The organism is Synechococcus sp. CC9616, from assembly GCF_000515235.1.
In the GTDB taxonomy this organism is placed as follows: Bacteria; Cyanobacteriota; Cyanobacteriia; order PCC-6307; family Cyanobiaceae; genus Parasynechococcus.
In genome coordinates this window covers 2,212,697-2,233,636 of the sequence record NZ_KI911558.1, presented here as the reverse complement: position 1 = coordinate 2,233,636, position 20,940 = coordinate 2,212,697, and the positions used below count along the sequence as shown (strand labels likewise).

20 protein-coding genes, 1 tRNA gene and 1 other RNA gene are annotated in these 20,940 nt (G+C 58.8%); 11 read left to right on the top strand and 11 right to left on the bottom strand.

All coding sequences use genetic code 11. The features are described from left to right. Positions 1 to 2: 2 nt before the first annotated feature. The gene (locus tag SYN9616_RS15840; protein ID WP_037991031.1) at positions 3 to 917 is read right to left on the bottom strand and encodes an alpha/beta fold hydrolase; all 915 of its coding nucleotides are present in this window, start codon (positions 915 to 917) and stop codon (positions 3 to 5) included. Between the two features lie 48 nt (positions 918 to 965). Here SYN9616_RS15840 and SYN9616_RS0112575 point away from each other — a divergent pair, with 48 nt between their 5' ends. After that, positions 966 to 1,292 carry a hypothetical protein gene (locus SYN9616_RS0112575; protein WP_028953399.1) on the top strand — a complete coding sequence of 109 codons (327 nt, stop codon included), beginning with the start codon at positions 966 to 968 and terminating at the stop codon, positions 1,290 to 1,292. Between the two features lie 28 nt (positions 1,293 to 1,320). Here the strand turns inward: SYN9616_RS0112575 and SYN9616_RS0112570 are convergent, their stop codons facing one another. Next, on the bottom strand, positions 1,321 to 2,703 hold the full coding sequence (locus tag SYN9616_RS0112570; protein ID WP_028953398.1) for a cation:proton antiporter: 1,383 nt from the start codon (positions 2,701 to 2,703) through the stop codon (positions 1,321 to 1,323). Then, positions 2,678 to 2,950: a hypothetical protein gene (locus SYN9616_RS17465; RefSeq protein ID WP_156918822.1), complete on the bottom strand. Its 273-nt coding sequence runs from the start codon at positions 2,948 to 2,950 to the stop codon at positions 2,678 to 2,680. Before SYN9616_RS17465 ends, SYN9616_RS0112570 begins: the two co-directional genes overlap by 26 nt. On the opposite strand from SYN9616_RS17465, the gene SYN9616_RS0112565 reads away from it, so the two are divergent. The 3 genes from SYN9616_RS0112565 (at position 2,933) to SYN9616_RS0112555 (ending at position 9,023) form a co-directional block, all read left to right on the top strand. After that, positions 2,933 to 5,362: a phosphoketolase gene (locus SYN9616_RS0112565; RefSeq protein ID WP_028953397.1), complete on the top strand. Its 2,430-nt coding sequence runs from the start codon at positions 2,933 to 2,935 to the stop codon at positions 5,360 to 5,362. The genes SYN9616_RS17465 and SYN9616_RS0112565 overlap by 18 nt on opposite strands. Positions 5,363 to 5,424: 62 nt before the next feature. Continuing rightward, positions 5,425 to 7,947, top strand: coding sequence for a glycogen/starch/alpha-glucan phosphorylase (locus SYN9616_RS0112560; protein WP_028953396.1), 2,523 nt, complete (start codon positions 5,425 to 5,427; stop codon positions 7,945 to 7,947). After that, the gene (locus SYN9616_RS0112555; RefSeq protein WP_028953395.1) at positions 7,947 to 9,023 is read left to right on the top strand and encodes an acetate/propionate family kinase; all 1,077 of its coding nucleotides are present in this window, start codon (positions 7,947 to 7,949) and stop codon (positions 9,021 to 9,023) included. Before SYN9616_RS0112560 ends, SYN9616_RS0112555 begins: the two co-directional genes overlap by 1 nt. On the opposite strand, the gene SYN9616_RS0112550 is transcribed toward SYN9616_RS0112555, so the two are convergent. The 3 genes from SYN9616_RS0112550 to SYN9616_RS0112540 all read right to left on the bottom strand — a co-directional run bounded on the left by SYN9616_RS0112550 (position 9,006) and on the right by SYN9616_RS0112540 (position 10,013). Beyond that, a complete protein-coding gene (locus SYN9616_RS0112550) occupies positions 9,006 to 9,482 on the bottom strand; it encodes a hypothetical protein (protein ID WP_028953394.1) in 477 nt (158 codons plus the stop codon). The two genes, SYN9616_RS0112555 and SYN9616_RS0112550, sit on opposite strands and share 18 nt — an antisense overlap. A gap of 38 nt (positions 9,483 to 9,520) precedes the next feature. Further along, positions 9,521 to 9,847, bottom strand: coding sequence for a hypothetical protein (locus tag SYN9616_RS0112545; RefSeq protein WP_028953393.1), 327 nt, complete (start codon positions 9,845 to 9,847; stop codon positions 9,521 to 9,523). Between the two features lie 92 nt (positions 9,848 to 9,939). Continuing rightward, positions 9,940 to 10,013 (bottom strand) — tRNA-Arg (locus SYN9616_RS0112540). Positions 10,014 to 10,073: 60 nt separating this feature from the next. On the opposite strand from SYN9616_RS0112540, the gene rnpB reads away from it, so the two are divergent. Continuing rightward, an RNA gene (gene rnpB / locus SYN9616_RS16215) (RNase P RNA component class A) lies at positions 10,074 to 10,461 on the top strand. 99 nt (positions 10,462 to 10,560) lie between these two features. Here rnpB and SYN9616_RS0112535 read toward each other — a convergent pair. Then, on the bottom strand, positions 10,561 to 10,827 hold the full coding sequence (locus tag SYN9616_RS0112535; RefSeq protein WP_028953392.1) for a hypothetical protein: 267 nt from the start codon (positions 10,825 to 10,827) through the stop codon (positions 10,561 to 10,563). A gap of 300 nt (positions 10,828 to 11,127) precedes the next feature. Here SYN9616_RS0112535 and rnc point away from each other — a divergent pair, with 300 nt between their 5' ends. Further along, on the top strand, positions 11,128 to 11,919 hold the full coding sequence (gene rnc, locus SYN9616_RS0112530; RefSeq protein ID WP_232200439.1) for a ribonuclease III: 792 nt from the start codon (positions 11,128 to 11,130) through the stop codon (positions 11,917 to 11,919). Here rnc and SYN9616_RS0112525 read toward each other — a convergent pair. Both SYN9616_RS0112525 and SYN9616_RS0112520 read right to left on the bottom strand, forming a co-directional pair. After that, on the bottom strand, positions 11,898 to 12,737 hold the full coding sequence (locus tag SYN9616_RS0112525; protein WP_028953390.1) for an ion transporter: 840 nt from the start codon (positions 12,735 to 12,737) through the stop codon (positions 11,898 to 11,900). The genes rnc and SYN9616_RS0112525 overlap by 22 nt on opposite strands. Before the next feature lie 5 nt (positions 12,738 to 12,742). Beyond that, entirely contained in the window at positions 12,743 to 12,928 is a 186-nt protein-coding gene (locus SYN9616_RS0112520; RefSeq protein WP_028953389.1) for an NAD(P)H dehydrogenase subunit NdhS, read from the bottom strand. A gap of 55 nt (positions 12,929 to 12,983) precedes the next feature. Between SYN9616_RS0112520 and rimM the strand changes: the two genes are divergently transcribed. After that, the gene (gene rimM / locus SYN9616_RS0112515; protein ID WP_028953388.1) at positions 12,984 to 13,517 is read left to right on the top strand and encodes a ribosome maturation factor RimM; all 534 of its coding nucleotides are present in this window, start codon (positions 12,984 to 12,986) and stop codon (positions 13,515 to 13,517) included. A 22-nt stretch (positions 13,518 to 13,539) separates the two neighbouring features. After that, the gene (locus SYN9616_RS0112510; protein WP_051411043.1) at positions 13,540 to 15,033 is read left to right on the top strand and encodes a mannose-1-phosphate guanylyltransferase/mannose-6-phosphate isomerase; all 1,494 of its coding nucleotides are present in this window, start codon (positions 13,540 to 13,542) and stop codon (positions 15,031 to 15,033) included. On the opposite strand, the gene glmS is transcribed toward SYN9616_RS0112510, so the two are convergent. Both glmS and psaC read right to left on the bottom strand, forming a co-directional pair. Next, positions 15,020 to 16,912, bottom strand: coding sequence for a glutamine--fructose-6-phosphate transaminase (isomerizing) (gene glmS, locus SYN9616_RS0112505; protein ID WP_028953386.1), 1,893 nt, complete (start codon positions 16,910 to 16,912; stop codon positions 15,020 to 15,022). The genes SYN9616_RS0112510 and glmS overlap by 14 nt on opposite strands. 61 nt (positions 16,913 to 16,973) lie before the next feature. Beyond that, positions 16,974 to 17,219 carry a photosystem I iron-sulfur center protein PsaC gene (psaC, locus tag SYN9616_RS0112500; RefSeq protein ID WP_006850103.1) on the bottom strand — a complete coding sequence of 82 codons (246 nt, stop codon included), beginning with the start codon at positions 17,217 to 17,219 and terminating at the stop codon, positions 16,974 to 16,976. Between the two features lie 140 nt (positions 17,220 to 17,359). Here psaC and acpP point away from each other — a divergent pair, with 140 nt between their 5' ends. From acpP to tkt, 3 genes are read left to right on the top strand one after another with little or no spacing between them, the layout of a single operon-like run. Next, the gene (gene acpP / locus SYN9616_RS0112495; protein WP_007099572.1) at positions 17,360 to 17,602 is read left to right on the top strand and encodes an acyl carrier protein; all 243 of its coding nucleotides are present in this window, start codon (positions 17,360 to 17,362) and stop codon (positions 17,600 to 17,602) included. A gap of 8 nt (positions 17,603 to 17,610) precedes the next feature. Continuing rightward, a complete protein-coding gene (fabF, locus tag SYN9616_RS0112490; protein ID WP_028953385.1) occupies positions 17,611 to 18,858 on the top strand; it encodes a beta-ketoacyl-ACP synthase II in 1,248 nt (415 codons plus the stop codon). A gap of 50 nt (positions 18,859 to 18,908) precedes the next feature. Then, positions 18,909 to 20,918 carry a transketolase gene (tkt, locus tag SYN9616_RS0112485; RefSeq protein ID WP_028953384.1) on the top strand — a complete coding sequence of 670 codons (2,010 nt, stop codon included), beginning with the start codon at positions 18,909 to 18,911 and terminating at the stop codon, positions 20,916 to 20,918. The last annotated feature ends 22 nt before the right edge of the window (positions 20,919 to 20,940 follow it).

Genomic DNA, 20,940 nt, shown 5'->3' with positions numbered 1-20,940 from the left:
AGCTAACCGTGGCCTTCAGGACTGCTTGTGCTCTGGCTGACCTCGAGCTGGGACAACCATCGCAACAAGGCTTCGTTCACCTGATCGGGAACTTCGTCGTGGGGGCAGTGGCCTGCTTCCAGAACCACTTCGGTGGTAGCAGCGGGAGCATGCCGCTGGAAAGTGGACCTTCGCCCAGGTGCATTAATCCAGGGATCGCGGATTCCCCAGAGCAAAAGCAGCGGCGCCTGGAGTTCCGCGAACAGTTCGTCTAGAGGTTGGCCGCGAGGAATATCGAACACGGTGCGAAACACGCCGAATGCCCCTCGATCGAGGGATGGTCGACGGATCGACTCAATCAAGAAGTCATCCACATTCGTGCGATCGAGATACACCTGATTGAGAGTGCGGCGAATGGTGGCCGGTCGGCGCAGATTTTCAAACAGAAGCCTCTGCAGCACGGGACTCTTCAGAAGGGCGTTTCCAATGGTTTGGCGTGCGATTGCGCCAAGGCCCTTGGGAGGCTTTTGCTCATCGCTGAAAGGACCAGCCGCATTCAACAAAACCACGCCGGCACAATCGTTTTGCAGAGCGGCACCGGCAGCCAGTGCAGCAAAGCCTCCCAGGGAATTACCGGCAATCACCGTGGGACGACCGATCCGTTCATGGACATAGGCCACAAGCTGGTCGCGCCAGAGACTTCCCCCGTATGGCAATCCCTGAGGCTTGGCGCTGCGGCCAAAGCCCAGCAGATCCAGGGCGTGGACCTCATAACGGGCCGCCAGGGCCGGAATGTTGTGTCTCCAGTGATCCGTGGACGCGCCGAATCCATGCACCAGCAGCACGGCGGGCTGATCCCGTCCGTCCTCGGCGTGCGGTGGGGTTTGTCGCACGCTGTGAACGGGATGCTCGATGTAGTTCCAGGTGAAGGACTCCACAGTCCGGCGCGGAAGCGGCGATGCTAGGCAGCTCAACAAGGGTGCTGAATGCAGAGCTACGAGGTGATCGGCGGCCCGCTGGCTGAACCGGCCATCTGGCGCGGAGCCCTGTTCTGGGCGTTGGCGCTCTACATCCCTCTCAGCGGTCCGCTGGCCCGTTTTGAGAAGAGTCTGGAATCAAGCCCCGTGCCGGAGTCAGGTCGACAGGGAGTTCTGATCGCCAGCAGTCTGTTACTGGCAATGGCCGTGGGATTGGTGACGCAGCTGGTGTTCAGCTGGACCCTCGGGCCTGAATGGGCCTCAAGCATGGCGCTGATCGGGATCGGCTGGAGTCTGCTGCTGCTGTTGTCAGACAACGGTCAGGAGGACGGCTGAGTCCCCCTGAACCAATCAGGCCAACGATTCAGAGCGTTGAGGTTCCTGCAGTGGGATCGGCGACGAATTCATCGGGAACCCTGTCTCCCTTTTCAGGCGGCTTGCCTTTGAGAACAATTCGGAGCAGCACCGGTGCCAGAAAGGTGGTGCCGATCACCATCAGCAGGATGGCTGCTTCCAGGCCGGGATTGAGCAGACCCGAGGCTGTGCCCAATCCAAGGAAGATCAGACCGACCTCGCCACGGGGCATCATTCCCAGACCCACCACTAGGTGATTGGTGGGTTTATCGCTGAACACGGCCCAACCAGCCACAACCTTGCCGATAATCGCTACCACAAACAGGAATCCCGCAATCACCAGAGCCGAGCGAGAAGCAGGGTCCGCAGGGTTGATCACTGACAGATCCATTCCGGCACCAACCAGAACGAAGAAGACCGTTGCGAACAGAGCAACAATCGGCGTTACCGCGGTCTGGATTTCTTCGCGGTGTTTTGATGTGCTGACGATCAGACCACCCGCAAAAGCACCCAGCGCCGCCTCAAGCCCGATGGCAGTTGCGGCGAAGCAGCTAAGAGCGAGCAACAGATAGGCACCGATCAGCTTGGCCCCGGGAGCCTTGAGTTGATCGATCACCCAGTCAAAGGCTGGCGCAGCTTTTTGACTGAGCAGTAGAGCGACAACCACAAACACCACGGCGGCCACAACGAGCTGCACGATCGGAGCAATCTCGAGACTTCCGCCAGCTGCGAGGGACACCACAACAGCCAGGATCACGATGCCGAGGATGTCGTCGAGAACGGCGGCACCGATCACGATCTGTCCCTCACGGGTTCTCAGATAGCCGAGCTCGCCGAACACACTCGCCGTGATGCCGATGCTGGTGGCCGTCATCGATGCCCCCGCAAAAATGGCCGGAATGGCATCGACATGGAAGATTGCCATGAGGCCGAAGGTTCCCAGGGCGAATGGGAGCACAACGCCAACAACGGCAACCGAGAAGGCCTGAACACCAACGGCCATGAGCTCCTCAAGTTCGCTCTCCAGTCCGGTCAGGAACAGAAGCGAGTAAAGGCCAAGGGTGGAAACGGATTCCAGAGCCCCGAAACTCTCTTCGTACAGCTCGGGAATCTCCTCAGCGGGTATGTGTGCCAGACCTGCCACAACATTCGAAAACATGGCGCTGAGCTGAACACCTGTTTCCGGTGGCACCAGCAGATGCAGGCCGGAGGCACCAATGATGACGCCGGCGAGCAGCTCCCCAAGAATTGTTGGTAACTCGAGACGACACAAGATTTCAGCCAGTGTTCTTGCGCCGACAAAAATCAGAATGAAGCGGAGGACTCCAATCAGAGTCTCCGCCACTTCCAGGTCGTGACTGCTGATCTCACTCAGCAGGGTGGGTAACAGCATGGTGCTGCAGTGCGGTCAAGCCGAGATTAGTGGCGATTCCTGAAGCGGACTGCTCATTGCCGGAAAGGAATGGTCCCGTTTGAACAAGAACCGAAAGCTTGTCCAGATGTTTAACGGCAGAGCGCAATGAGATGGCTACTTTCCAAACAACCACATGGTCTGGATGAAGCTTCCTTCGTCCCTCTGAGGCCGTGGGTGCCTTGACCAGCATTGCTACTTCGAGCAATTCATGACGACTGCGCACCAACAGCAAGCATTCGCTGCCGTGCAATCTCCTTCAGAGGAGGAGTTGCACAACCTTGACGCCTACTGGCGTACGGCCAACTACCTGGCCGTCGGCATGATTTATCTCCAGGACAACCCTTTGCTGAAGGAACCCCTTCGTGCAGAGCACATCAAGCCACGCCTGCTGGGCCACTGGGGATCAAGTCCTGGCCAGGCCTTCATCTGGACCCATGCCAACCGCCTGATCAACAAATACGACCTGAACATGATCTACATGTCAGGTCCTGGGCACGGTGCCCCTGGAGCCCGAGGCCCCGTCTACATCGATGGCAGCTATACCGAGCGATATCCCGACAAGTCAATCGACGAAGAAGGACTGAAGAAGTTCTTCAAGATGTTCTCCTTCCCGGGACACATCGGCAGCCACTGCACCGCCGAGATGCCGGGATCCATTCACGAGGGTGGTGAGCTCGGCTATGTGCTCTCCCATGCCTGTGGATCGATCCTCGACAATCCAGAGCTGATCACCATTGCCTGCGTCGGTGACGGCGAGGCGGAAACCGGACCGCTGGCCACCAGCTGGCACATCAACAAATTCATCAACCCGATCCGGGATGGCGCCGTTCTGCCGATCCTGCACCTGAACGGCTACAAGATCGCCAACCCCACGATTCTGAGCCGGATCGATCACGAAGAGCTTGAAAGCCTCTTCCGCGGGTATGGCTGGACACCGATCTTCGTCGAGGGCTCCGACCCGATGACGATGCATCGCGAGATGTCAGTCGCCCTCGAGCAGGCTGTACTTGAGATCCGTGCACAGCAGGAGCAGGCACGCAGCAGCGGCGAGTCTTTCCGACCCCGCTGGCCGATGATCGTGCTGCGGTCGCCAAAGGGTTGGACAGGCCCCAAGGAAGTCGACGGCAAGAAAATCGAGAACTTCTGGCGCTCCCACCAGGTTCCCGTCGCCGACGTGCAGTCCAACGAGAGCCATCTGCGACTGCTCGAGGACTGGATGAAGAGCTATCGCCCCTGGGAGCTCTTCGAAGAAGACGGTTCCGTCAAGCAGTTCATCCGCGATCAGTCCCCCAAAGGAAATCGCCGTATGGGCAGCAATCCCAACACCAACGGAGGTGTTCTGCGCAAGGACCTGCTGTTCCCAGCGATTGAAAAGCACTCTGTGGCCGTGGAGTCCCCCGGCACCACAGAGACCGAGAACACTTACCCCCTCGGCGAGGTGATCCGCGACCTGATTCGCGACAACCCCGGTGGCTATCGCCTCTTCGGTCCCGACGAAACCCATTCCAATCGTCTGCAGGCTGTTTACGAGGCCTCCAAGAAGGTTTGGATGGCCAACTTCCTGCCAGAAGACCTCAATGGGAGCGAGTTATCACGCGAGGGCTCGGTGATCGAAATGCTCTCAGAGCACACGCTCGTCGGGATGATGGAGGGCTACCTCTACACAGGGCGCAACGGCTTCTTCCACACCTATGAAGCCTTCGCCCACGTGGTCTCCTCGATGTACAACCAGCACTGCAAGTGGCTGGAGCATTGCGAGGAAATTCCCTGGCGTGCCCCGATCGGGCCCTGGAACATCCTGATCTCCTCCACGGTGTGGCGTCAGGACCACAACGGCTTCACCCACCAGGATCCCGGCTTCATGGATCTGGCCGGCAACAAGAAGGGGTCGATCACCCGCGTTTACCTGCCTGCTGACGCCAACTGCCTCCTGGCCGTCGCTGAGAAAGCACTCGTGGAAACGAACGTCTCCAACATCATCGTTTCCGACAAGCAGAAGCATCTGCAGTACCTCGACCTCGAAGCCGCCCGCCGCCATGTGGCCAAGGGTGCCGGCATCTGGGAATGGGCCTGCAACGATGACTGCGGCACCGACCTCGACGAACCCGATGTCGTGATGGCCTCCGCAGGAGACATTCCCACCAAGGAAACCCTTGCGGCGATCGAAATCCTGCGGGAACAGATCCCCCAGCTCAAGGTCCGCTACGTGAATGTGGTGAAGCTGTTTGCGCTTTCACCGGACAGTGAGCACCCCCACGGCCTCAGTGACGCCGACTTTGACAGCTTGTTCACGCCGGACAAACCGGTGATCTTCAACTTCCACGGATACCCCTGGTTGATTCACCGCCTGGCCTACCGCCGTCGTTGCGCCCACAGGCTGCACGTGCGTGGTTACAAGGAGCACGGCAACATCAACACGCCACTGGAACTCGCCATCAGCAATCAGATCGACCGCTTCAATCTGGTGATCGATGTGATCGACCGCGTCGACAAACTCGGCTCCCGTGCCGCCCACGTCAAAGAGCGCATGAAGGACGAGATCCAGAAGCACCGCTCCTACGCCTACACCGTGGGGATGGATTCTCCCGAGATCAACAACTGGCGTTGGAAATTTGGAGCAGACTCCGGCTGCTGCTGACGCACCCCTCATCACACACCAACGGGGAGAGCCATAGCTTCCCCTTTCACCTTTCTGTCGTCATGACCGCCTCACAACCCCTCGATCTGAGACTTCCGACCCCCGGTTGCTACAACGATCCAGAACGCGCCGGCCTCGATGCCAAGAGTGTGTTCGATGGGATGACCGAGCATCTGTTCTTCACGCTCGGCAAACTCGCTCCCACTGCCAGTCGCCATGACCTCTACATGGCCCTGAGCTACGCGGTGCGGGACCGTTTGATGACGCGGTACCTGGCGACGATGGAGGCAATGCGCGCCCATCCCCAGAAAGCGGTTGCTTACCTCTCCGCCGAATTCCTGATCGGCCCTCAGCTCAACAACAATCTGCTCAACCTGGGGATCCAGAAGGAAGCCGAGGAGGCCCTGCGCAACTTCGGCATCGAGTCGCTTCAGCAGATTCTTGAAGTCGAAGAGGAGCCCGGTCTGGGCAACGGCGGACTCGGCCGCCTGGCGGCCTGCTACATGGAATCGCTGGCAAGCCTCAAGATTCCCGCCACCGGCTATGGCATCCGCTACGAATTCGGCATTTTCGACCAGCTCATCCGTGATGGCTGGCAGGTGGAAATCACCGACAAGTGGCTGAAGGGTGGTTGGCCATGGGAACTGCCCCAACCCGATGAAGCCTGTTTCGTGGGCTTCGGCGGCCGAACCGAGAGCTACATCGACGACAAGGGCAACTATCGCTCCCGCTGGATTCCTGCGGAGCACGCCATCGGTGTGCCACACGATGTGCCAACCCTTGGATACCGGGTCAACATCTGCGACCGGCTTCGGCTCTGGCGCGCCGATGCCACAGAGAGCTTCGACTTCTATGCCTTCAACATCGGCGATTACTACGGAGCCGTTGAGGAAAAAGTCGGCAGCGAAACCCTCTCCAAGGTGCTATACCCCAACGACGGAACCGACGAGGGCCGACGCCTGCGCCTGAAGCAGCAGCACTTCTTTGTGAGCTGCTCACTGCAGGATATGTTGCGCAGCCTCGACAACCGCGGACTGCCCGTGGAGGACTTCCCGAAGTACTGGAGCGTTCAGCTGAACGACACCCACCCTGCCATCGCCGTGGCGGAGCTGATGCGCCTGCTGATCGACGATCGCCACATGGAGTGGGACAAGGCCTGGGACATCACCTCCCGTTCCGTGGCCTACACCAACCACACCCTGCTGCCCGAGGCCCTCGAGAAGTGGGATCTCAATCTGTTCGGCAATCTGCTGCCGAGACACCTGGAGCTGATCTACGAGATCAACCGTCGCTTCCTGCAGCAGGTGCGCATCCGCTATCCAGGCAACGATGCGATGCAACGCAAGCTCTCCATCATTGATGAAGAGGGCAGCAAAGCGGTGCGGATGGCTCACCTGGCCACGATCGGCGCCCATCACGTCAACGGGGTGGCCGCCCTCCACTCAGACCTGGTGAAAACCGATCTGCTCCCCGAGTTCGCCGATCTCTGGCCTGACAAATTCACCAATGTCACCAACGGCGTCACCCCCCGACGCTGGGTTGCCCTCTCCAATCCAGGACTGGCCAGCCTCCTGGATGAGCATGTCGGCAAAGACTGGATCTCCAACATGGAGTCTCTGCGCAAGCTTGAAGAGCGGCAGAACGACCAAGGCTTCCTTGAGTTGTGGGGTGAAACCAAGCTGTCCGTCAAACGCAAGCTGGCCGGCTACATCCACAAGAACACCGGTGTGCTGGTGGATCCCTCCACCCTGTTCGACGTTCAGGTGAAGCGCATCCACGAATACAAGCGTCAGCACCTCAACGCCCTGCAGGTGATCACCCAGTACCTGCGGATCAAGAACGGTCAGGCCGATGGCATGGCCCCTCGCACAGTGATCTTCGGAGGCAAAGCGGCTCCTGGCTACTACATGGCCAAGCTGATCATCCGTTTCATCAATGGCATCGCTGACACGATTAACAGCGATCCCGACATGGACGGACGCCTGCGGGTGGTGTTCCTGCCGGACTACAACGTGAAACTGTCTGAGCAGGTGTATCCCGCCTCCGATCTGTCGGAGCAGATTTCCACCGCTGGCAAGGAAGCCTCCGGCACCGGCAACATGAAGTTCGCCATGAATGGCGCCCTCACCATCGGCACCCTCGACGGCGCCAATGTTGAGATCCGCGAGCTGGTGGGTGCCGAGAACTTCTTCCTGTTCGGCAAAACCGTGGAAGAGATCAAGGCTCTCAAGGAGCAGGGCTACCGTCCCGGCGACTTCATCGCCGCCATCCCAGAGCTGCAGGAAGCCCTGCGACTGATCGAAATGGGCCACTTCAGCAATGGCGATGGGGAACTGTTCCGCCCACTGATGGACAACCTCACCGGCAACGATCCCTTCTTCGTGATGGCCGACTTTGGCGATTACGTGCGGGCTCAAGAAGCTGTAAGCCTGGCCTGGACCGATCGGATGCACTGGAATCGGATGTCCCTGCTCAACACGGCGCGGACCGGGTTCTTCTCATCCGACCGCTCCATCGCGGAGTACTGCAAGAACATCTGGAACGTCGACGCCCTCAACGTTGAGATCACTTGCGACGTTCGCTGATGACTGATCTGACGCTGGTCATCAACCTCGGCAGTTCAAGCATCAAAGCGGCCCTGGTGGATTCCACCGGGGCTTTCCTTTGGCACAGCGGACGAAGCATCGCTGCGGATGAGCCTCTCGAGGATGTGCTCCACAATTGGCTGGAACCCGACCTGGATCCCCATCGGCAACAGGTCGGACTGATCGGCCATCGCGTCGTTCATGGTGGTGAACGCTTCACGGCACCCACGCAAATCACGGAGGAGGTGTTGGCGACGCTGGAGCTTCTGACTCCCAATGCACCGCTGCACAATCCACCAGCCCTCAAAGGGATGGCATGGGCCACGACCTGGGCCCCCTCATTGCCTCAATGGGCTTGCTTTGATACGGCTTTTCATAGCAGCATGCCGGCTGCTGCATACACCTACGCGATCCCTGCTGCATTCAGAACGAAGGGATTCCGCCGTTTTGGCTTCCATGGCATCAACCACCAGCACATCGCAGAAACGGTGGCCGATCGATGGCGCAGCCAGAACAAAGACCCCTCAACACTGCGACTAGTGAGCGCCCATCTTGGAGCAGGAGCCTCCCTGGCAGCGATTCACGGCGGCCGTTGCATCGACACCACCATGGGATTCACCCCTCTTGAGGGACTCGTGATGGCAACCCGCTCCGGCAATCTTGACCCAGGCCTGATGCTGGGCCTGATGCGGGAGGGATACAGCGCAGATCAGATGTCGGCCATTCTTCAGAAGGAATCAGGCCTCAAAGGGCTTTCGGGTTTCAGTGGCGACATGCGGGAGATCCGAGAAGCGGCCGCCGCAGGACACATCGGCGCCATCGCAGCTCTCGACGTGTTCCGACACCGTCTGCTTCAGCTGCTGGGCTCCATGGCCGCCAGCCTCGGCGGCGTGGACGTGCTTGCACTCACTGGCGGGGTGGGTGAACACGACAAGAAGCTGCAGAAGGAGCTAGCGGAAGCGCTGCACTGGTGGGGCAACTACTCAACAATGGTGATTCCAGCCGATGAGGAAGGCATGATTGCCCGCCTCTGTCGGCGCCACAACGAAACCCCAGCCTCAGCTGCGGTCGGGTAAGTCGGGCGTTTGATGCAGCAGGCGATTCAGACGTAGACGATCGACATTGAGTGGATCAGGAGCCAGCTCACCGGCGAGCTCCCGGAATTTCTGTTCGATCTCCTCAGGCACACGTACATCAAACACACGCTCCATCAGAGCTTCGATGGAGAACAGATGGGCATTGATGTTTTCGAGGTCCGCCATCGCCTGCTGGAAAGCATCGCTGCTTTCCTCTGCGGCTCCTGCACCAGCACCCGAACCTGCAGGCTGTTGACCACTGGTGACTTCACTCTGCTGGCGGGCACCCTGTTGCTTTTGAAGATCCTCCAGCACACGACCGGAGAGCGTACGGAAGGATTGCAAGGCAGCCCAGTTGAGCTCCTGTTGCTGACGAAGAGTGGGGAACTCCCGGATCAATCGGTCATGCTCCCGATAAAACCTCTGGCAGTCCGGACATTGGCAGGGCTCTTCCGGCACCGCAGTCCTCATTCACTCAAATTCCACTATGACACCCCTCAAGCCGCTAGAGGGCCGGAATCACTGTCTTGCTCCAATTCATCGTCCTCAATCATGCCCGGCAGAGGTATTTCGATGGAGGACACCACCTGAATGACGTCCCGAAGCCGCATGGAATCTGCAAACCAACCCATGGCTTGCTCGGTATCCCCGCGACGTTCCGCGTCGCCGGCCTGATCTTCGTGAGCCTCAGCCAGAAGCGCTAGCCAGCAGAGGCAACGGGCCTGAACCACCGAGAGATCAAGATCCGTCGGCTGGGAATCGGCGATCCTCTCGCTCTCCTGCTGGACCAGTAAGCGAAGTCGGAGGTCGTGAAGCTGGGTCATAGCACCCACCTGGGTTACTCAACCCTAGCGATGGAGAGCAATCCAGCCACCCCACCAGATGTAGCGTTCACTACGACTTAACCAGAACTCAACGGGGCTGGCGGGACTCGAACCCACGACCTACGGTTTAGGAAACCGTCGCTCTATCCAGCTGAGCTACAGCCCCAGGGCAAGGGCAGTGTTGATCCCTCGGAACAAATTATGCCGAGGCGGCATGATGAAGTCTGAAAGCAGGCGAGGTGGTTGCGATCGGATCCCTTCGATCCGATTGAGGAAAGTCCGGGCTCCCAGATGGCCAGGCTTGCTGGGTAACGCCCAGTGCGGGTGACCGTGAGGAGAGTGCCACAGAAACACACCGCCGATGGCCCTATGGGGATTCCCCCAGGCACAGGCAAGGGTGCAAAGGTGCGGTAAGAGCGCACCAGCAGCATCGAGAGGTGCTGGCTCGGTAAACCCCGGCTGGGAGCAAGGCCAAGGAACAACGGTTGGCCATCAGCCCTGTTCCGACTGAACGCGCCGCTCGAGGCCGTCGGTAACGACGGTCCCAGATAGATAACCACCCACCATCCTTATGGAATGGTGAACAGAACCCGGCTTATGCCCTGCTTTCACCCAAATCCCGGCCTCAGCCCAGGGACTGTGGATGGCTCTAATAAGGTGAAATCAGCAGGGCTTTTTCCATATCCCATAAAGGGCGTTCGCTCCTCTTGAGCCTATGCAAGCTCACATCGCCGCTCAAAGTCCTTCAAAAAACAATTCATCTTCAACGCATCATCGATATACCGCAACGAATGCTCAGCATGCTGCTGGCCAGTCTTGCTTTTATTCTTTCGACCTGGATAGGCAAAATTCACTGAGATGCCCTGCTGAAGCAGCAGCCACTCAAAGACCACCATGGATTCACCAAACCGCTCGAGCACACCAAGATTGAATTGACGAAAAATATTTTCAGGAGGATTGTCATCAACTTTTGCCCCCACAGAGAACCCTTACCTGAAAATCATGATGCCGCTCAAGATAACTGGCATAGGGAACACTTTGATCCGTTGAACCGTGATGAATCTGAAAATTGCAAGCAGACCAGTTCCGATTCATTGGAATCCTCACCATTGAGCATGGAAACATTGCCAGCTCTACGCAAGCTGGTTCAGCCAGATGCGTCGACAGCACTTAATGTTTGCTGACATCCTCTTGCCGAAGATGCCTAAACGGATCAGCACCTCACCAAGAAAATCATTCTGAAGAATCCAGTTGAATGTTGCTCCGCCACATTTGAATCAATGGAAGAAACAAATTTGCATGTTGATCGACTTGAGACCAAAAACGCATCACCCGAACCGGATCGGATGCTCACTTCGATGACGCCAGTACCCGCAGACCGCCTACAAAAGCTAAGGAACTTCCTCGTCAGCATCGAGCCGCAATGGAAGAACGCCATTCAGGATTTAGATGTCATCAATGAAGCATTGACCCATACGTCTGCACGCATGGGGAAAAACCATGAACGTCTCGAATTTCTTGGCGACGCGGTTTTGAGGCTGGCCTGCTCAGAATTTATCGATCAACAGTATCCACAACTCATCGTCGGGAAACGATCTGAACTTCGGGCACAACTCGTAAGCGACCAATGGCTTGCTGATCTTGGTGAATCAATCAGGATTGAATCAATCCTCACAATGGGAGATGACGCCAGGGGCGATCTGCAAGCTCTCAAGACCCTGAGAGCTGAAGCGACGGAAGCGTTCATCGGTGCTCTTTACCTTCAAGATCAAGGCATGAAACTGGTTCATCAATGGCTGGAGCCCCGATGGATCAAAAGTGCTAAGGATGTCATCGATCATCCCCTTCGCTTCCAGAGCAAATCGGCCTTACAAGAATGGAGCCAATCTCGCAAAATCGGCCTCCCGCGCTATCTCACCGAAGAGAGCAATAGCAGACATGGGGACCCCAATCGATTTCACACCCGTGTACTTCTCAAGGAGCAGTTCACAGCTGAAGCCTGGGGTCGCTCAAGGAAGGAAGCGGAGCAAAGAGCCGCAGAAGCCGCACTTCAAACCTTGGAAGGCCTGTGATCAACAAGCAACCCGCCGCAACGATCGCAATGAACCGCATCATTACGGTGCCCGGAACGACCACAGGCCAGACAGCTGTTGGCTTTTAACTCCTGGCGCTGTTGTTGCACTCCCGAGTAAGTGAGAATCCCAGTCGGAATCGCAATGATTCCGAAACCCAGCATCATCACAGCAGACGCAAGCAGTCGCCCTAGTGCGGTTTGCGGCACATAATCTCCATATCCAACCGTTGTCATTGTGACAATCGCCCAGTAAACGCCATTACCCATAGTCTTAAAGGGACTGTCTGGATTAACACTTTCAATCACAAAAATAAAATACCCCAGCACAACCTGGAGCATGAAAACGAAGAAAAGATAGACAACAATTGTGCGGGCACTTTTTTGCAGTGCCTGACCAAGAACTCGTGCTTCATCGATAAAACGAAGAAGCTTGAAGACGCGGAGAATACGACCAAATTTGAAAACCCAAAGCAGTATTTCACTGCGAATCTGCGGTATCACAAAGAAAACGATCGCCAGCAAATCGATCAGACCATAAAAGCTGAAGAGATATTTAATCGGGCGCTCACTGACGTACATGTTCAGAACGAAGTCCGCCATGAAAACAGCAAGACAACCGTTCTGAATCAGTTGGATCCAGCCAATCTCTGATTGCCTATAAATTGATGTTGACAACGGATTGGGATCCATCATCAGCGCTAGGACGCTCAGCAAAATCGCGCCAAATACAACTGCGTTGTAAACACGTCCGGAGACAGTTTTCGTCTCCAGCACCATGGCCCTTAAGCGCAACTGGAGGCTGGTAGGCGACGGCATCAAACTCAGGAAACCTTCAAATCCTTGAGACGCATCGTCACAAGTTTGTCCCAGTTACCGCCTTCAAACAGCACAGCGGCTTGATCACCACTGATGCGTTGCACGAATCCGGTGTACCCGTTGTAAATGGAGCGGGGATCCTCAACAGTGACGGTCGAACCAGGCAGGATCGGTGCTGATGCTGTCGCCATCGCTCTGAGCTGAACAGATTACAAGGCATTATCAACAATTCTGACGACCCGCGTCATGTCCAAGCCGATGGAATGGCTCACGGTTGGCCACATCGTCGGAGCGCAAGGCCTGAAGGGGGACCTGAAAATCAACCCATGCACTGATTTTCCGGAACGGTTCCTCAACCCAGGGCCTCGCTGGCTGAACGGTCGCAAGGGCGAGCAGCCCCAGGAAGTTCGTCTTCAACGCGGCCGCCAGCTGCCTGGCCGATCCTTGTTCGTGGTTCATCTCGAAGGGATCGATGACCGGAGCGCAGCTGAAGCTCTGGTGGGTCTGGAGTTTCTTGTCATGGCAGACGACCGGCCTGAGCTGGGGGACGGAGAATTCCACCTGCTTGATCTGATCGGACTGGACGTTCATCTGGACCCTGATGGTGATCCGATCGGGACAGTGTCCGATTTGATCAGCGCCGGGCACGATCTGCTGGAAATCACCCGCCAGGACGGCAAAGTCAAGCTGGTTCCCTTCGTCGAAGCCATCGTGCCTGAAGTGCATCTCGAGGACGGATGGTTGCTGCTCACACCTCCACCTGGATTGCTCGATCTCTGAGAACCATCGACAGAGTCGGTGCATGCAGGCGATTCTGGGAAGCCTTGACTCGGGAATCTTGGCTGTTACTCCCTTAATACCGGTCATCCTCTGCGGCGGTACGGGAACCCGCCTGTGGCCGCTGTCTCGCGCCAGTTACCCCAAACAGTATTGGCCGCTGAGCGGTGATGGGGATGCCACCCTGCTGCAACAGACCCAGCAGCGGCTGACTGGTCTCGAGGGCCTGGCACCACCGTTGTTGATCTGCAACGAGGATCACCGCTTCATCGTGGCTGAGCAGATGCGCCAGATCGGCGTCGAGCCCAACGCGATCCTGCTGGAACCAATGGGGAGAAACACCGCGCCAGCGGTGACAGTGGCCGCGCTTCAGGCCACATCCCAGGGCGACGATCCGCTGCTGCTGGTGCTGGCGGCGGACCACCTGATCCGTGATGCCCAACATTTCCGCGATGCTGTGGCAGCGGGCCGCAGGCCAGCCGAAGAGGGACGCCTGGTGACCTTCGGCATTGTGCCAACAGCGCCGGAAACGGGATACGGGTATATCGAAGCCGCTAAGGCCTTCAGCAGCGATCAGCTGCTGGATGTGCCGATCAGTCGCTTTGTGGAGAAGCCTGATCAAGCCACTGCTGAGCAATTTCTGTCGACGGGTCGCTTCACCTGGAACAGCGGCATGTTCCTGTTCCGTGCCAGCGCCATGCTTGCTGAGCTGGAACGGCTCGTCCCAGAGGTGGTGAGCTGTTGCCGCGCGGCCCTTGAGCAGGACACGGCAGATCTGGAATTCCTGCGTCTCGAGCGCGAAGCCTTCGCCAAGTGCCCGAACGTGGCCATCGACGTTGCTGTGATGGAAAAAACAGACCTTGGCTCCGTCCTGCCACTGGATGCCGGCTGGAGCGATGTAGGCAGTTGGAGTGCGCTGTGGGAAACGGGAACGCAAGACAGCGAGGGCAATGTGCTGCAGGGACGGGTGATTTCAGAAGGGAGCCGCAACTGCTACATACGCAGCGAGCATCGCCTTGTGGTGGGTCTAGGGGTTGAAAATCTTGTGGTGGTGGAAACCGACGATGCCGTGCTGATTGCGGACCGCTCTCAGGCACAAGCCATCAAGAAGGTGGTGAAACAGCTGGAAACGGATGGCAGTCCGGAAGGCAAAGCGCACCGCAAGATTTACAGGCCATGGGGCTCATACACCGGCGTGGTGGAGGACCACCGCTGGCAGGTGAAACGGATTTCCGTGAAGCCAGGTGCCAGCCTCTCGCTGCAGATGCACCACCACCGTGCCGAACACTGGGTGGTGGTGCGCGGGACCGCTCTGGTGGAGCGGGACGGCGAACAGCAGCTGCTCGGTGAGAATCAAAGCACCTACATCCCTGTGGGCTGTCGGCACCGGCTTTCCAACCCCGGCAAAATCCCTGTTGAACTGATCGAGGTTCAGAGCGGTGAGTACCTCGGAGAAGACGACATCGTGCGTTTCGAAGACCGTTACGGCCGCAGCAATCTGAGCATCACTCGACCGTGACACTCTTGGCGAGATTGCGCGGCTGATCCACATCCAGGCCCCGATGGGCAGCGATGTGATAACTCATCAACTGCATGGGAACCACGGTAAGCAGAGGGCTGATCCACTCGCTCACCACCGGGACAGGCAGGAGTTCATCAAACAAAGCCGTATCCGGTCCATCCGGTGCCACCCCGATCAGCTGTGCATCCCGCGCTTTGGCTTCCTGGGCATTGCTGAGCACTTTTTCGAACACGAGACCGGGGACCGCGATCGAGACCACCGGCACATGGGAATCAAGCAAGGCGATCGGACCATGCTTCATCTCGCCGGCTGGATAACCCTCCGCGTGGATGTAGCTGATCTCCTTGAGCTTGAGGGCCCCCTCCAGCGCAATCGGATAGTTGATGCCGCGGCCCAGGAAAATCACATCCTGTGTTTCCGCGAAGCGGTGGGCAAACGCTGCACAGCGCTCATCATGCAGATCAACCAAACCCTGCAGCTGATCGGGCAATCGGCGCAGCTCCTGCACTAACGCAGCAATCTCATCATCCGAACGGCTGTTGCGACGCGCTGCAAACGCGATGGTCAGGCCGTAGAACGCCAGCAACTGACCCATGAAGGTCTTGGTGGCAGCAACGCCAACTTCAATCCCAGCCCCGATGTCGAGGATGTCTGGCACCTGGCGCGAGAGCGAACTTTCCGGCCGATTGGTGACACCAAGCTGACGTGGCGCAAAAGCAGGATTGCCGTGGTCGAGACGGCGCTTCGCCTCCATGGCGAGAGCGGCAAGAGTGTCTGCCGTCTCGCCGGATTGGGTCACCCCGATGGTGAGGGTGTGGGGCGCCAGTGGCGGCGGTGAATAACGGAACTCACTGGCGTAATGAATGACTGTGGGGATGCCAGCGAACTGCTCGAGCAAATAGCCCCCCACCATCGCAGCGTGACGGCTGGTGCCACAGGCAAGAATTTCGACACGTTCGATGCCCTCGTAGAACCCGTCGTCGAAGGGGAGGGCAACAGGAGAAGCAGCCGGCAGACCCTGAGGCAGATGCCTGGCAACCCAAAGATTCGCAGTATCCGGCTGCTCGTGAATCTCCTTCAGCATGAAATGGCGGAAATGGCGCTTATCCGCCACGTGGTCCGCACCAGAGAGAACCGATGGCATTCGCTGCTGGCGAAGCCCTGCTTCGTTGTAAAGCTCCACTCCCAAGGGAGAAAGCAGAGCCACTTCTCCGTCCTCCATCGGCAGGATTGTGCGCGTGAAACCCGCCAGAGCCGGCGTGTCACTGGCACAGAGGAACTCACCTTCACCCAGGCCGATCAACAGGGGGGCAGCCCGGCGAGCCACCACCAGCGCTCCGGGAGCCTCCTGCCAGATCACCGCCAGGGCATAGGCGCCCTGCAGAGCAGGAAGCACCGCCTGCAGTGCAGCCAGCAACAACGGACCACCGGCCTGTTCACCCGCCGCCAGGCGTCGCTGCAACTCAGCACTGATCAGATGGGGAATGACCTCCGTGTCGGTTTCGGAGCGGAACACCACCCCGTCCGCCTCAAGCTGTTCCCGAAGTACACGATGGTTCTCAATGATGCCGTTCTGAACCACGGCAACGGATCCATCCATGCTCCGGTGCGGGTGGGCATTGCGTTCTTCCGGCTTGCCATGGGTGGCCCAGCGGGTATGGCCGATGCCGCACTGGCCTGGTGAGCCGAGCTCCTCAAAACGTTTGGTGAGGTTGGCCAGTTTGCCGCTGGCCCTCAGACAGTGAAGTCCTTCGGCCTTGGCATCCACCGTCGCAATGCCGGCGGAGTCGTAGCCGCGATATTCGAGTTGCCGCAGCCCCTCAAGAAGCTGCGGGGCCGCCTCACGGGACCCCACCAGAGCAACGATTCCGCACATACAGAAAAGCCCGGCAGTCGCCGGGCAGAGCTTATGGGGTTTTCAGTGATTCGATCAGGGCTTAGTAGGCGAGCCCCATGCTTCGAGTGGTTTCATCGCCAAGGTAAACGCGGATGCTGAGGAAATCGGTGGGGCAGGCGGTTTCACAGCGCTTGCAACCCACGCAGTCCTCGGTGCGAGGTGAGGATGCGATCTGGCCGGCTTTGCAACCATCCCAGGGCACCATTTCGAGCACATCGAGAGGGCAGGCACGCACACACTGGGTGCAGCCGATGCAGGTGTCGTAGATCTTGACGGCGTGGGACATGCCCGGTGCTCAAAGAAGTCCTGGGGCTCAACGTACCTGCTGTGCAACCCCTCGGCGGCAGAGCCGTCACCGTTGTTCATACCCACGTGAATTGAGCTCAGGGCGTGCCCGTAGGATGCAGCGTCCCGTTGCCACGGCCCATGTCCCAGGAAGCGATCCTCGAGAAGGTGCGTTCGATCGTTGCGGAGCAGCTCAGCGTCGACGCTGGCGAGGTGAAGCCTGAATCCAACTTCCAGAACGACCTGGGCGCCGACTCCCTGGACACCGTGGAATTGGTGATGGCTCTGGAAGAGGCATTCGACATCGAAATCCCCGATGAAGCCGCTGAGGGCATCACCACCGTCGGCGACGCCGTCAAGTACATCGAAGACAAGCAGGCCTGAGGAACGGCATGGTGGACGGTCTCCATCGCGTCGTGGTCACCGGCCTCGGCGCGGTCACACCGATCGGCAACACGGTTCAGGACTATTGGAACGGTTTGACGTTCGGCACCAATGGTGTCGCGGCCATCACCCTGTTCGATGCCTCGGCCCATGCCTGCCGCTTCGCTGCTGAGGTGAAGGATTTCGATCCCACTGCGCTGATAGAACCGAAGGAAGCGAAACGCTGGGATCGCTTCTGCAAGTTCGGTGTCGTGGCTGCCAAGCAAGCGCTAGCAGATGCCGGCCTCAGCATCACCGATGAGAACGCCGAACGGATTGGGGTGATCATCGGCTCGGGCGTTGGCGGCCTGCTCACGATGGAAACCCAGGCCCATGTGCTGGAAGGCAAAGGGCCGGGGCGTGTGAGCCCGTTCACGGTGCCGATGATGATCCCCAACATGGCCACTGGCCTTGCCGCGATTGCGCTAGGGACCAAAGGCCCCAGCTCTGCGGTGGCCACGGCCTGCGCGGCAGGCTCCAACGCCATCGGTGATGCTTACCGGCTGCTGCAGCTCGGCAAGGCGGACGCGATGGTGGCCGGTGGAGCTGAATCCGCCATCACGCCCCTGGGGGTCGCGGGTTTTGCCAGTGCCAAGGCCCTCTCGTTCCGCAACGACGACCCAGCCACGGCCAGTCGCCCGTTCGACAAAGAGCGCGACGGCTTCGTGATCGGCGAAGGGGCGGGTTTGCTGGTGCTGGAGACCCTCGAACACGCCAACGCGCGCGGAGCGACCGTTCTGGCCGAAATCGTGGGTTATGGCATGACCTGTGACGCCTTTCACATCACTTCGCCGACCCCGGGTGGCGTGGGGGGCGCTGAAGCGATGCGGCTGGCCCTGCAGGACGGCGGCATCGACCCGTCCGAGATCGATTACGTGAACGCCCACGGCACCAGCACGCCGGCGAACGACAAAAACGAAACCTCGGCCATCAAGGGGGCCCTTGGGGATCGGGCCTTGCAGATCCCTGTGAGTTCCACCAAGTCGATGACCGGCCACCTGCTCGGTGGCTCCGGCGGCATTGAGGCGGTGGCTTGTGTTCTGGCTTTACAGAACAACGTGGTTCCACCCACGATCAACCACATTAATCCTGATCCCGACTGTGATCTGGATGTCGTCCCCAACGCGGCTCGAGAGCACACACTGGGAACAGTGCTGTCCAACTCCTTTGGTTTCGGCGGTCACAACGTCTGCCTGGCCATTCGACAGATGAGCTAACAGCGGCTCTGCCGCCATCAGTCAAACTCTTACGCAATTTCCCCAGAACCATGGTCGCCGCTCCCGCTTCTCTCGACACGCTCTGCATCAACAGCATCCGCTTCCTGGCGGTTGATGCGGTCAACAAGTCAAAGAGCGGCCACCCCGGTCTGCCGATGGGTTGTGCTCCGATGGGCTACACCCTGTGGGACAAGTTCCTCAAGCACAACCCCAAGAACCCCAAGTGGTTCAACCGCGACCGCTTCGTGCTGTCGGCTGGTCACGGCTGCATGCTGATTTATGCGCTGCTGCACCTCACCGGCTACGACTCGGTGACGATCGAGGACATCAAGCAGTTCCGGCAGTGGGGCTCGAAGACCCCGGGTCACCCGGAAACCTTTGAAACGCCCGGTGTTGAGGTGACCACCGGCCCCCTCGGTGCCGGAATCTCCAATGCGGTGGGTCTGGCCATCGCCGAATCCCACATGGCGGCCAAGTTCAACAAGGACGACGCCAAGGTCGTTGATCACTACACCTATGTGGTGATGGGTGATGGCTGCAACCAGGAGGGCATCGCGTCCGAGGCGTGCTCCCTGGCCGGCCACTTGAAACTTGGCAAGCTGATTGCCCTCTATGACGACAATCACATCACCATCGACGGCCGCACAGACGTGTCCTTCACCGAGGACGTGCTGAAGCGCTATGAGGCCTACGGATGGCACGTGCAGCACGTCGCAGATGGCAACACGGATGTCGATGCCATCGCCAAAGCGATCGAAGCCGCCAAGGCAGTCACCGATAAGCCATCGATCATCAAAGTCACCACCACGATCGGTTACGGCTCCCCCAACAAAGGCGATACCGCTGGCGTTCATGGCGCTCCTCTTGGAGAAGAAGAAGCCGAGTTGACCCGCAAGCAACTGGGTTGGAGTTATGCCCCCTTTGAAGTGCCTCAGGAGGCCTACGACCAGTACCGCCAGGCGATTGACCGTGGCGCCAGCCTCGAGGCCGAATGGAACCAGGCCCTGGCCGCTTACCGCACCAAATACCCCAGCGAAGCCGCCGAGTTCGAGCGCATGCTGCGCGGCGAACTTCCTCAGGGATGGGACAAGGATCTACCCACCGCCGGCCCTGAAGAGAAGGGTCTGGCAACCCGTAAGCATTCCCAGATCTGCCTGGGGGCTCTTGGGCCGAACCTGCCCGAACTGATCGGTGGCTCCGCCGACCTCACCCACTCCAATTACACGGACATCAAGGGGGAAACCGGCTCTTACCAGCCTGAAACCCCTGAGAAGCGCTACCTGCACTTCGGCGTGCGCGAACATGCCATGGCCGCCATCCTCAACGGCATCGCGTATCACGACAGCGGCCTGATCCCCTACGGCGGCACTTTCCTGGTCTTTGCCGACTACATGCGCGGTTCGATGCGGCTCTCCGCACTCAGCGAACTGGGTGTGATCTACGTGCTCACCCACGACTCCATCGGCGTGGGAGAAGACGGCCCAACCCACCAACCGATCGAAACCATCCCCTCCCTGCGCGCCATGCCCGGGATGCTGGTGTTCCGCCCTGGCGACTGCAATGAGACCAGCGGCGCCTACAAGCTGGCGATCGAAAACCGCAAGCGCCCCAGCGCCCTCTGCCTCAGCCGCCAGGGCATGGCCAACCAGGCCAACTCCTCCATCGACAAAGTCGCACTCGGCGGCTACATCCTTGAGGACTGCGATGGGACCCCGGATCTGATTCTGATCGGCACCGGCACCGAACTCGACCTGTGTGTTCAGGCCGCCAAACAACTCAGCGCTGACGGCAAGAATGTACGCGTTGTTTCCATGCCCTGCGTAGAACTCTTCGACGAACAGAGCGATGCCTACAAAGAGGAGGTCCTGCCCAGCGCCGTCCGCAAGCGCATCGTCGTGGAAGCCGCTGAATCCTTCGGTTGGCACCGTTTCATCGGCCTCGATGGCGACAGCGTCACCATGAACCGCTTCGGAGCTTCCGCCCCAGGCGGCACTTGTTTGAAGGAGTTTGGATTTACAGTTGAGAATGTGCTTGCAAAATCCAAGTCGTTACTTTCATGAATAATATTTACAGATGCAAGTC

Excerpts from the sequence above, each read along its gene's own strand:
- SYN9616_RS0112575 (WP_028953399.1), top strand. The coding sequence starts at position 966 with ATGCAGAGCTACGAGGTGATCGGCGGCCCGCTGGCTGAACCGGCCATC.
- SYN9616_RS0112570 (WP_028953398.1), bottom strand. The coding sequence starts at position 2,703 with ATGCTGTTACCCACCCTGCTGAGTGAGATCAGCAGTCACGACCTGGAA.
- SYN9616_RS0112565 (WP_028953397.1), top strand. The coding sequence starts at position 2,933 with ATGACGACTGCGCACCAACAGCAAGCATTCGCTGCCGTGCAATCTCCT.
- SYN9616_RS0112560 (WP_028953396.1), top strand. The coding sequence starts at position 5,425 with ATGACCGCCTCACAACCCCTCGATCTGAGACTTCCGACCCCCGGTTGC.
- SYN9616_RS0112555 (WP_028953395.1), top strand. The coding sequence starts at position 7,947 with ATGACTGATCTGACGCTGGTCATCAACCTCGGCAGTTCAAGCATCAAA.
- SYN9616_RS0112545 (WP_028953393.1), bottom strand. The coding sequence starts at position 9,847 with ATGACCCAGCTTCACGACCTCCGACTTCGCTTACTGGTCCAGCAGGAG.
- rnc (WP_232200439.1), top strand. The coding sequence starts at position 11,128 with ATGGAAGAAACAAATTTGCATGTTGATCGACTTGAGACCAAAAACGCA.
- SYN9616_RS0112525 (WP_028953390.1), bottom strand. The coding sequence starts at position 12,737 with ATGCCGTCGCCTACCAGCCTCCAGTTGCGCTTAAGGGCCATGGTGCTG.
- SYN9616_RS0112520 (WP_028953389.1), bottom strand. The coding sequence starts at position 12,928 with ATGGCGACAGCATCAGCACCGATCCTGCCTGGTTCGACCGTCACTGTT.
- rimM (WP_028953388.1), top strand. The coding sequence starts at position 12,984 with ATGTCCAAGCCGATGGAATGGCTCACGGTTGGCCACATCGTCGGAGCG.
- SYN9616_RS0112510 (WP_051411043.1), top strand. The coding sequence starts at position 13,540 with ATGCAGGCGATTCTGGGAAGCCTTGACTCGGGAATCTTGGCTGTTACT.
- glmS (WP_028953386.1), bottom strand. The coding sequence starts at position 16,912 with ATGTGCGGAATCGTTGCTCTGGTGGGGTCCCGTGAGGCGGCCCCGCAG.
- psaC (WP_006850103.1), bottom strand. The coding sequence starts at position 17,219 with ATGTCCCACGCCGTCAAGATCTACGACACCTGCATCGGCTGCACCCAG.
- acpP (WP_007099572.1), top strand. The coding sequence starts at position 17,360 with ATGTCCCAGGAAGCGATCCTCGAGAAGGTGCGTTCGATCGTTGCGGAG.
- fabF (WP_028953385.1), top strand. The coding sequence starts at position 17,611 with ATGGTGGACGGTCTCCATCGCGTCGTGGTCACCGGCCTCGGCGCGGTC.
- tkt (WP_028953384.1), top strand. The coding sequence starts at position 18,909 with ATGGTCGCCGCTCCCGCTTCTCTCGACACGCTCTGCATCAACAGCATC.